Origin of the sequence: uncultured Sphingomonas sp. (genome assembly GCF_964250165.1) — a bacterium.
Taxonomy (GTDB): Bacteria; Pseudomonadota; Alphaproteobacteria; order Sphingomonadales; family Sphingomonadaceae; genus Sphingomonas.
Genome location: NZ_CAXUEK010000011.1, coordinates 51,102 through 60,343 on the forward strand (window position 1 = coordinate 51,102; position 9,242 = coordinate 60,343).

The 9,242-nt window shown below is 70.6% G+C and carries 12 protein-coding genes and 1 tRNA gene; 8 read left to right on the forward strand and 5 right to left on the reverse strand.

What is annotated here, in order from left to right; translation table 11 throughout:
• Nucleotides 1–45: 45 nt before the first annotated feature.
• A complete protein-coding gene (locus ACFE64_RS04075) occupies nt 46–210 on the forward strand; it encodes a hypothetical protein (protein ID WP_375391176.1) in 165 nt (54 codons plus the stop codon).
• Here ACFE64_RS04075 and ACFE64_RS04080 read toward each other — a convergent pair.
• Entirely contained in the window at nt 207–539 is a 333-nt protein-coding gene (locus tag ACFE64_RS04080; RefSeq protein WP_375391177.1) for an antibiotic biosynthesis monooxygenase family protein, read from the reverse strand. The genes ACFE64_RS04075 and ACFE64_RS04080 overlap by 4 nt on opposite strands.
• Before the next feature lie 123 nt (nt 540–662).
• Between ACFE64_RS04080 and ACFE64_RS04085 the strand changes: the two genes are divergently transcribed.
• The gene (locus ACFE64_RS04085; protein ID WP_375391178.1) at nt 663–1,277 is read left to right on the forward strand and encodes a class I SAM-dependent methyltransferase; all 615 of its coding nucleotides are present in this window, start codon (nt 663–665) and stop codon (nt 1,275–1,277) included.
• 72 nt (nt 1,278–1,349) lie between these two features.
• Here the strand turns inward: ACFE64_RS04085 and ACFE64_RS04090 are convergent, their stop codons facing one another.
• Nucleotides 1,350–2,522, reverse strand: a complete 1,173-nt coding sequence (locus tag ACFE64_RS04090) for a phosphatidylserine/phosphatidylglycerophosphate/cardiolipin synthase family protein (RefSeq protein ID WP_375391179.1) — start codon at nt 2,520–2,522, stop codon at nt 1,350–1,352.
• A 114-nt stretch (nt 2,523–2,636) separates the two neighbouring features.
• On the opposite strand from ACFE64_RS04090, the gene rpoZ reads away from it, so the two are divergent.
• Nucleotides 2,637–2,978 carry a DNA-directed RNA polymerase subunit omega gene (gene rpoZ, locus ACFE64_RS04095; protein WP_375391180.1) on the forward strand — a complete coding sequence of 114 codons (342 nt, stop codon included), beginning with the start codon at nt 2,637–2,639 and terminating at the stop codon, nt 2,976–2,978.
• Nucleotides 2,979–3,227: 249 nt separating this feature from the next.
• Here the strand turns inward: rpoZ and ACFE64_RS04100 are convergent, their stop codons facing one another.
• Together ACFE64_RS04100 and ACFE64_RS04105 are read right to left on the reverse strand one after the other, a co-directional pair.
• Entirely contained in the window at nt 3,228–3,911 is a 684-nt protein-coding gene (locus ACFE64_RS04100; protein WP_375391181.1) for an RlmE family RNA methyltransferase, read from the reverse strand.
• Nucleotides 3,908–4,963 carry a Ppx/GppA phosphatase family protein gene (locus ACFE64_RS04105; RefSeq protein ID WP_375391182.1) on the reverse strand — a complete coding sequence of 352 codons (1,056 nt, stop codon included), beginning with the start codon at nt 4,961–4,963 and terminating at the stop codon, nt 3,908–3,910. The genes ACFE64_RS04100 and ACFE64_RS04105 overlap by 4 nt, the downstream gene beginning before the upstream one ends.
• Nucleotides 4,964–5,106: 143 nt before the next feature.
• Here ACFE64_RS04105 and ACFE64_RS04110 point away from each other — a divergent pair.
• Together ACFE64_RS04110 and ACFE64_RS04115 are read left to right on the forward strand one after the other, a co-directional pair.
• Nucleotides 5,107–5,180: transfer RNA gene (locus ACFE64_RS04110), tRNA-Gln, on the forward strand.
• Nucleotides 5,181–5,260: 80 nt separating this feature from the next.
• A complete protein-coding gene (locus ACFE64_RS04115; protein ID WP_375391183.1) occupies nt 5,261–6,118 on the forward strand; it encodes a DUF2171 domain-containing protein in 858 nt (285 codons plus the stop codon).
• 43 nt (nt 6,119–6,161) lie between these two features.
• Here ACFE64_RS04115 and ACFE64_RS04120 read toward each other — a convergent pair whose 3' ends face one another.
• Complete coding sequence (locus tag ACFE64_RS04120) at nt 6,162–6,584, reverse strand: TlpA family protein disulfide reductase (RefSeq protein WP_375391184.1); 423 nt, start codon at nt 6,582–6,584, stop codon at nt 6,162–6,164.
• 160 nt (nt 6,585–6,744) lie between these two features.
• Here ACFE64_RS04120 and argH point away from each other — a divergent pair, with 160 nt between their 5' ends.
• From argH to ACFE64_RS04135, 3 genes are all read left to right on the forward strand, one after another.
• The gene (gene argH / locus ACFE64_RS04125) at nt 6,745–8,112 is read left to right on the forward strand and encodes an argininosuccinate lyase (protein WP_375391190.1); all 1,368 of its coding nucleotides are present in this window, start codon (nt 6,745–6,747) and stop codon (nt 8,110–8,112) included.
• Complete coding sequence (locus ACFE64_RS04130) at nt 8,109–8,342, forward strand: hypothetical protein (RefSeq protein WP_375391185.1); 234 nt, start codon at nt 8,109–8,111, stop codon at nt 8,340–8,342. Before argH ends, ACFE64_RS04130 begins: the two co-directional genes overlap by 4 nt.
• A partial coding sequence (locus ACFE64_RS04135) for a diaminopimelate decarboxylase family protein (protein ID WP_375391186.1) occupies nt 8,342–9,242 on the forward strand: 901 nt, incomplete at its 3' end. The genes ACFE64_RS04130 and ACFE64_RS04135, both read left to right, overlap by 1 nt.

A 9,242-nucleotide genomic window follows, 5' to 3' on the forward strand; every position in this document is an offset into this window, starting at 1 on the left:
CAACGTTGGTCATCCGTTCGCAGTTCGGCGGGCTGGAGAATCATCGTGACCGATCAATCTGGCAACGGCAACGATCCCAAGACCGACACCGAAAACAGCGCCGGGAAAGCCCAGGGCGGCGGTGACTCGTCCGGCGCCGGCAACATCCTCGCCGGCGTGCAGCCGGAGGCCGAGGACGCGAGCAGCGAAAGCGAACGCAGGGACAGCTAGGGTGCTGACGTCGCCGCCCAGCGATAGCCGCGTTCGACGCGCGCGACGGTGACCGTGTAGCTTTCATACCACCGAGCGCGCCCGGCATCGCGGGTGGCGCGGTGGTCGGGATGGTCGCGCCAGGCGAGCGCCGCCGCTGCGTCCGCCCAGTAGCTGACGGTGATGCCGAAGCCGTCATTGCCGCGCGTTGCCTCGACGCCGCGAAAGCCGGGCTGGTCGGCGGCGAGGCTGTTCATCGCGGCCGACGCGGCGTCATAGCCGGCAGGATCGCGGCCGTTGCGCCGCGAGGTGAAGATGACGGCGACCTGGCCCGTGCGGTCTTCTGCCATGGCGCTGCGGATAGACGTGCGGCGGCGCGGCGCAACCCGGCGGCCGCGAAAAGGTTTAAGCGGCTTGATTACCGTCGCCGGAATTGCGACGGCCACCCGCGCCCACACCGTTACGGAGCCGCCATGCCCAGCTCGACCACCGCCGCCCGGCGTGCCCGCTCCCGCCCCGCCGGCGTGCCCTCGCCGATCGGCATGTTCTTCCAGGGTTTCATCAAGCACCCGGTGATGGTCGGCTCGATCATCCCCTCGTCCGACCGGCTGATCCGCAAGATGCTCGGGCCGGTGGACTGGGCGGCGTGCAAGCTGTTCGTCGAATACGGCCCGGGCGTCGGCACGTTCTGCCGCCCGATCCTGGACCGGATGACGCCGGACGCTAAGCTGATTGCGATCGACACCAATCCGGATTTCATCCGCTATCTCCGCGGCACGATTCCCGATTCGCGCTTCGCGGCAGTCAACGGCTCGGCCGCCGACGTCAGGCAGATCGTTGCCGATCATGGGCACGAGGCCGCCGACTATGTCCTGTCGGGCCTGCCCTTTTCCACCCTGCCGCCCGGCGTTGGGCCGGCGATCGCGGCGGCGACGCGCGACGTGCTGCGGCCGGGCGGAGCGTTCCTCGTGTATCAGTTCTCGCCCAAGGTGAAGGATTTCCTGGACCCGCATTTTGCTCGCATCGACCACGCCATGGAATGGTGGAACGTGCCGCCCGCGCAGCTATATTGGGGTTACAAGGACTGACGGGAGCAGGCGGCCAGGTTAAGCGCGCCGCCGGCGTGGCGTCGACCGAGCGCGGTCGCGGCCGCGCCTGCGCTACTCGAGGTTCAACCCCCGGCTCACCCGCGGATCGACGACCGCCAGCAGCACATAGGCGATGAACTGGCGCATGCGCTGGCCCCAGCCGGTGCGCTGCTTGTAGAGCGCGCGCGTGATCTGCTCCGACTTCGCCACCTCGCCGTCGACATAGTCCCGCACATGACCGGCGAACGCCTCGTCCTCCACCCGGAGCATCAGCTCCAGGTTGATGAACAGGCTGCGCATGTCGAAATTGGCCGAGCCGATATGGACGGACCGGTCGACCAGGAACAGCTTGGTGTGCAGCTTGGAGGGCCGGTATTCGAAAATGCGCACGCCCTTGCGCAGCAGGTCGTGATAGGTGAAGCGCGCCGCCGCCACCGCATTCTGATGATCGGAGAGCGCGGCGGTGACGATGCGCACGTCGGCGCGGCGGCGGCCCGCCCGGTCGAGCCGGCGCAGGATGGTGGGGCTCGGCGCGAAATAGCCGGCGATAATGTCGATCCGGCGCGCGGCGCGCATGTCGGCGCGCAGGCATTGCGCCCAGGGCGACAGCCGCCGCGTCGGCCCGCCGATCAGCCAGCGCACCGGCCCCGCCGCTTCGCTCCAGCCGGTCACGGCGCGATTGAGGTGCCGCAGCTTGGCGTTGGGCGTCCGCACCCAGCCCTGCAGTGCATCGAAATAGCCGGTGAGGCGCGCCGCCGCCGATCCCTCGACCAGCAGCCCCAGGTCACGCCAGATCAGCTCCGGCTTGGCCGCGTGACCGAGATAGTCATCCTCGATATTGAAGCCGCCGACGATGATCTTCGCGGCATCGGTCTCGCCGTCGGCCAGCGCCAGCTTCTGGTGATTGCGCAGGAGATACCGGCGGCCCCAGCGCGGCGAGAACAGGCAGAGATGGACGCCACCCTCCTCCAGCGTCTTGAAGAAACTGCGATCGGCGCGGAGCGACGCGCCGAAGCCGTCCACGATCAGCGACACGGCAACGCCGCGCTGCGCCGCACCGATCAGCGCGGCGTTGACGCGCTGGCCCGCCGCGTCGTCGGCGTAGATGTAATAGAGCAACCGGACCGACCGCACGGCGCCGTCGATCAGCGCGATCAGCGCCTCGATCCGGCGCTTGCCGGTGTCGAGCATGGTCAGTCGGTTGCCGTCGACGGTGAAGCTGGGCTGCGGCGGAGGCTCGGCCATGGCCCGTGTGATGGGGCAGGGGGGCGGATGCGGCAAGCGCGTTTCCTTGACTTCGCGTGGACACCGGCCTAGCTGCGGTCCTTTCCGATTATCGTTGTTTGCAAGGACACGGGCATGGCGCGCGTCACTGTCGAGGATTGCGTCGACAAGATTCCCAACCGGTTCGATCTGGTGCTGTCGGCCGCCCAGCGCGCGCGGCAGATTTCCGGCGGCGCGGAGCTGACCATCGACCGCGACCGTGACAAGAATCCGGTCGTGGCGCTGCGCGAGATCGCGGAGCAGACGGTGCGGCCCGACCACCTCAGCGAATCGATCGTGGCCGGGCTGCAGCGCGTGCAGATCGACGACGAGGACGAGGTGGATGCCGTCGGCAGCCTGGCGGCCTCGGCCGAGGCGCTGCGGCTGACGGCGGCGGCGCCGCCGCGCAACCAGAACATGGGCGGGGATTACGAATAGCGCCCAAGGCTAACGGCAGCGCCGTTAGCCGCGGATCAGCGCTATTCGCGGCCGGCGACCGTGCGAGCTTGCCCCTCGCGCGCGTCGACCGACGGCGCGGCTCCGCCGCGGCGACCCGGCTTTTGTCCGTTCGATAAGCTCTGGTCGAACGCGAGGCTTCAGGCCGTTAACCCCCATCCCCGCCGCGGCGAAGCCGCGTCGTCGAACGGCGCTGTAGCGCCGCCGGCCGGGGCTTCGGCTGCGCTTGGCTCACGCCTCGCCCACCGGCGCGGGCGTGGCCGCGCCTGCCTTGAAGCCCTGAGCCACCACGAACCACTCCACCGAGCCCTTCCGGCTCGCCGGCGGCTTGGCGTGCTTCACGGTCGTGAACGCGCGCTTGAGCTCGGCGACGAGCTGGTGGTCCGCGCCGCCCGCGAACGCCTTGGCGACGAACGCCCCGCCGGGGCGGAGCACCTCCACCGCGAAGGCCGCCGCCGCCTCGACCAGCGCCATCGTCCGCAGCGCGTCGGTCTGCGCGTGGCCGACGGTGTTCGCCGCCATGTCCGACAGCACCAGATCGGCGGGGCCGCCCAGCGCCTCGCGCAGCAGGTCGGGGGCGGCATCGGCCATGAAGTCCAGCTGCAGGATCGCGACTCCGTCGATCGGGTCGACGGGCAGCAGGTCGATGCCGACGACGGCCGCGCTGGGCAGCCGCCGCTTAATGACCTGGCTCCAGCCGCCGGGTGCGAGGCCGAGATCGACGACCCGGCGCGCGCCCTTGAGAAAGCCGAACCGCTCGTCCAGCTCGATCAGCTTGTAGGCGGCGCGGCTGCGATAGCCCTCCGCCTTGGCGCGGCGGACATAGGGGTCGTTGAGCTGCCGCTCCAGCCAGCGGGTGGAAGCGGCCGTGCGCCGACGCGCGGTCTTGACCCGCTGGTGCCCCGGAGGTTTCACAGCCGCGGCGCGCCCATCAGGCGCTTGAGGATGCCCTCCCGAATCCCACGGTCGGCGATGCCGAGGCGTTCGGCCGGCCACAGGTCCAGGATCGTCTCCAGGATCGCGCAACCGGCAACGACCAGATCGGCGCGCTCGTGGCCGATGCAGGCGAGCTTGGCGCGCTCGTCGATCGCCATTTCCGCCAGGCCGCTGCTGATCCGCCGCATCGCCGCGGCCGGCACGATCAGCCCGTCGACCGCTGACCGGTCGTAGCGGCTGAGCCCGAGATGCACCGAGCCGAGCGTCGTCACCGTGCCCGATGTGCCGAGCAGCCGTGGGCTGGCGACCCCGGTCGGCAGCCGCACGGCAAACGACGCCATGCTCGCGGCGACCGTGGCGCGCATGCGGGCGTACGCGGCCAGCCGCGCGTCGCGCCCGCCATGCTGCACCTCCGGACCGCCGCCGGCGCTCTCGGTGAGCGACACGACGCCCCATGGCGCGGAATGCCAGTCTAGGACGCGCGGGCTCGGCCCGGCGGTGTCGACCAGCACCAGCTCGGTCGAGCCGCCGCCGATGTCGAACACCAGCGCCGGGTCGTCGCCCGGTTCGATGAGCGCATGGCAGCCGAGCACCGCCAGCCGCGCCTCTTCCTCGGCCGAGATGATGTCGAGATGGATGCCGGTCTCGGCATGCGCGCGGGCGATGAACTCGGGCCCGTTGACGGCGCGGCGGCAGGCTTCGGTCGCGACCGAGCGGGCGAGCGTCACCTTGCGGCGGCACAGCTTGTCGGCGCAGATCGTGAGCGCCGCGAGCGTCCGCTCGATCGCGGCGTCGCTCAGCCGGTTGCTGGCGGCCAGCCCCTCGCCGAGCCGGACGATCCGCGAAAAGGCGTCGACCACCGCGAAATGGCCGCCCTGCGGCCGCGCGATGAGCAGGCGGCAGTTGTTGGTGCCGAGGTCGAGCGCGGCGAACGCCTGCGCGTCGGACCAGCGGCCCCGCTCGGGCCGGAGAGCCGCCGGCGGGGCGGGATCGTCCCGCCGGTGCGGCCCGCGGGTGGACAGGTCCCCCATGGCCGTGGGTGTACTTTCTTCTGTTCTGCCGGCGCGGGAGAAGCCCGCTCGGTGCTTGAGCGCGCCGGTAGCGCGCGGACCGGGACGGGGCAAGCGCGAGACTTGACCCTCTCCAGGTGGCGGCCTAGAGCCGCCCGCCTGATTGCCCGATCCTCTAACGGTAAGAGAGCGGACTCTGACTCCGTCAATCAAGGTTCGAATCCTTGTCGGGCATCCAACCTCCTCCTGATCTTACGGTCGGAACAGCGCGCCGTCGCGCCGCGTTGCGGGCCATCATCATGAATAGGGAGAGGCAGCGTGGCGCAGGCATCCGACATCCGCGAGCATATGGAGGTCCGCGACGCAGCGGGCGTGAACGTGGGCACGGTGGACCATGTCGAGGGCGATCGCATCAAGCTGACGCGCTCGCATTCCGCTGATGGCGAACACCATTATATCCCGCTGACGGCGGTGGCGCGGGTGGACGCGCATGTTCACCTGAACGCGAGCGCAGCGGCGCTGGGCTTGGCGGGTGCGACGACGACGGCGGCGGGGACGGAGGCGGAAAGCGCGCTGCCACCGGTGCTGAACCGCGCCGTGCCGGGCGCCAAGCCCCGGGGCAATTTCTACCTGCCCTGGATCGTCGGCATCGTCGGCCTGCTGCTGCTCCTGCTGTTGTTCCGCAGCTGCGTGCACCACAACGAGGCGGCGGTGGTCGGTGACGGCACCGCGACCACCACTGGGCCCGCCACGGTCGCGCAGACCGCGGGTGCGCCGCAATCGATGGCCTTGTCCGGTCTCGGCGCCTATCTGGGCGGGACCGATGCGACGCCGCGGACCTTCCAGTTCGAGAAACTGCACTTCGACACGGCGCGGAGCGCCGTCCGTGCGGTCGATCAGGCGGAGGTCAACCAGGTCGCAACGGTGCTGAAGCAATATGGGACCGCGAAGATCCGCATTGCCGGCTATGCCGACGCGCGCGGCTCGGATGCGGCGAACGTGAAGCTGGGTCAGGACCGCGCCGAGGCGGTGAAGTCGGCGCTGGTCGCGCAGGGGATCGACGCGGGACGGATCGCCACGGTCTCGGGTGGGGCGAGCGATCCGGCGGATACCAACGCGACGGCCGCGGGCCAGGCGGAGAACCGTCGTACCGAACTGGTGGTCGTGTCGCGCTAGCGGCAGCGCGCAGCCGGCGGGCCAGACAGCTTGCCGGTTGCGCTCAACGATCCTCGTCCAGCAGCTTGAGCGACTCGGCCGAAGTCCAGTCGCGCCCGCCAGTGACGCGCCAGATCTCCTTGCCGGTCGCGTCATAGAGGATCGTGGTCGGCAGGTTGGCGGCGAGCTTGAGGCTGGCGGTCATCTCGCGGTCGAGCAGGGGGCGGACATGAGCGAGGGGTTTGCCCTTCAGGAACGCCTGCACCTTGGCGGCATCGTCGCCCTGGTCGACCGCCACCACCGTCAGCCGGTCCGCGCGCAGCCCGGCGGCGCGGTCGAGCGCGGGCAGCTCCGCCAGGCAGGGGGCGCACCAGGTCGCCCATAGATTGACCAGCAGCGGCTTGCCCGTGGGCAGCGTAGCCGGCTTGCCGTCCAGCCCGGTCAGCGTGGCGGCGGGGGGCGCGTCACCCTTGTGACTGCGATCCACCGCGCCGGCGATCGGGGCGGGCGCGGCCGGCGCGGCGGCGGTGCCGTTCGCTTGCTCCGGGGCGGGGCTTTGCCTAGTGCAGCCAGCCGCGGCCACGAGGAGTAGGACGACGCCCGAGCGTAAGGACATGGAAGGCGCCAACGCCCGATCCTCCAATGAAATGTGGGGCGGGCGCTTCGAGGGCGGCCCGGCGGCGGTGATGCGCGAGATAAACGCCTCCATTCCGTTCGACAAGCGAATGTGGCGGCAGGACATCCGCGGCTCGCTCGCGCATGTCGAGATGCTGCGGGATACCGGAATCATCGCCGAAGAGGATTGCGTCGCGATTGCCGATGGGCTGATCCAGGTCGCGCGCGATTATGAAACGAACGGCGTGCCCGACGACCTCGCGCTGGAAGATATCCACATGCTGACCGAGGCGCGACTGGCCGCTACGATCGGGCCGGCCGCCGGACGGCTCCACACCGCGCGCAGCCGCAACGACCAGGTCGCCACGGACTTCCGCCTGTGGGTGCGCGACGCGATCGACGAGGCGGACGCGGCGCTGGCGGCGTTCGGGGCCGCGCTGCTTGATCGCGCCGGGGAACATGCGGCGAGCGTGATGCCGGGCTTCACCCACCTCCAGGTCGCGCAGCCGGTGACGCTCGGGCATCACCTGATGGCGTATCACGAGATGATCGCGCGCGACCGGAGCCGGTTCGCCGACGCGCGCGCGCGGCTGAACGAATGTCCGCTGGGCAGCGCGGCGCTGGCGGGGACGGGCTTTCCCATCGATCGCGAGTCGACGGCGCGGGCGCTCGGTTTCGATCGGCCGACGCGCAATTCGCTTGATGCGGTGAGCGACCGCGACTTCGCGCTCGACTATCTGCAGGCCGCATCGCAATGCGCGTTGCATCTCAGCCGGCTCGCGGAAGAGTTCGTGCTATGGGCGTCGCAGCCCTTCGGCTTCGTTCGCCTGTCCGACCAGTGGTCGACCGGCAGCTCGATCATGCCGCAGAAGCGCAATCCGGATGCGGCCGAGCTGGTGCGCGGCCATGCCGGGCGGATCACCGGCTGCCTCGTCGCGCTGCTCGTCACGATGAAGGGCCTGCCGCTCGCCTATTCGAAGGACATGCAGGACGATAAGCCGCCGGTGTTCGAGACGCACGACCTGCTGGCGCTGAGCCTTGCGGCGATGACCGGGATGGTGACCAGCGCGTCGTTCGACACGGCGCGGATGCGCAGCGTCGCGCAAGCCGGATACTCGACCGCGACCGATCTGGCCGACTGGCTGGTGCGGGTGGGCGGCGTGCCGTTCCGTGAGGCGCATCATGTCACCGGGCGCGTGGTGAAGCTGGCCGAGGAGCGCGGCTGCCGGCTCGACGAGCTACCGCTCGACGCGTTGCAGGATGTCGACGGCCGGATCGACGGCCGCGTGTTCGATGTGCTGTCGGTCGACGCCTCGGTCGCGAGCCGCACCAGCTTCGGGGGCACCGCCCCCGCCAATGTCAGCGCCGCCGTTCGTGCCGCGCGAGGGGAACGACCATGAAGCGCCTTCTGGTCTGCGCGCCGCTCGCGCTCGCCGGCTGCGGCTCGGCGGTGGGGCTGAAGCCGCCGCCCAACGTCGCGTTGCCGGTCGCCCCCTATGGCGCGACCGCCACGCCGACGCCGACCCAGCTGGTGACGCCGACCCCGCAGCAGCGCCCGCAACGCTCCGACGAGCTGCTGAAGAACTCGGAGGAGCGGCGCTCCGACGCGTTCGACCTGCCCCCCACCTGATGGATCATTTCGGCTACCGCGAGGGCGTCCTTCATGCCGAGGACGTGCCGCTGCCGCGCATCGCTGCCGAGGTCGGCACGCCCGTCTACGTCTATTCGGCCGCGACTTTCCGCCGCCACGCGCGCGTGTTCCGCGACGCGCTGGCCGGACTGCCGCGCGTGCATCTCGCCTATGCGATCAAGGCCAATCCGAACCTTGCGGTGCTGCGCCTGCTCGCCAACGAGGGCTATGGCGCGGACGTGGTGTCTGGCGGCGAGCTGGCACGGGCGCTCGCGGCGGGGATGCCGGCGGCCGGCATCGTCTTCTCGGGCGTCGGCAAGACGGCGGGCGAGCTGGCGCGCGGGCTGGATGCCGACGACGGGCGGGGGATCGGTCAGTTCAACCTGGAACTGGAGGAGGAGGGCGAGGTGCTTGCCCGCCTCGCCACCGCGCGTGGGCGGCAAGCGCCGGCGGTGCTGCGCGTCAACCCGGACGTGGATGCTGGCACGCACGCCAAGATCTCGACGGGGCTCGGGCAGAACAAGTTCGGGGTGCCGATCGACCAGGCGGCGGCGATGTTCGACCGGCTGGCGAAACTGCCCGGGCTGGACCTGCGTGGCGTGGCGCTGCACATCGGCAGCCAGCTCGCCGACCTTGCCCCGCTGGAAGCGGCGTTCGGCCGGATCGGCGGCCTCGTGCGTGCGCTGCGCGCGGCCGGGCATGCGATCGACCGGGTCGATCTCGGCGGCGGCCTGGGCGTGCCGTATCGCGCGAGCGACGCGCTGCCGAGCCCCGCCGATTACGGCGCGATGGTGGCGAGGGCGACGGCCGGATGGGACGTCGAGCTGATGTTCGAGCCCGGCCGTGTCATCGCCGGCAATGCGGGCGTTCTGCTGACGCGGGTGATCTGGGTCAAGCCGG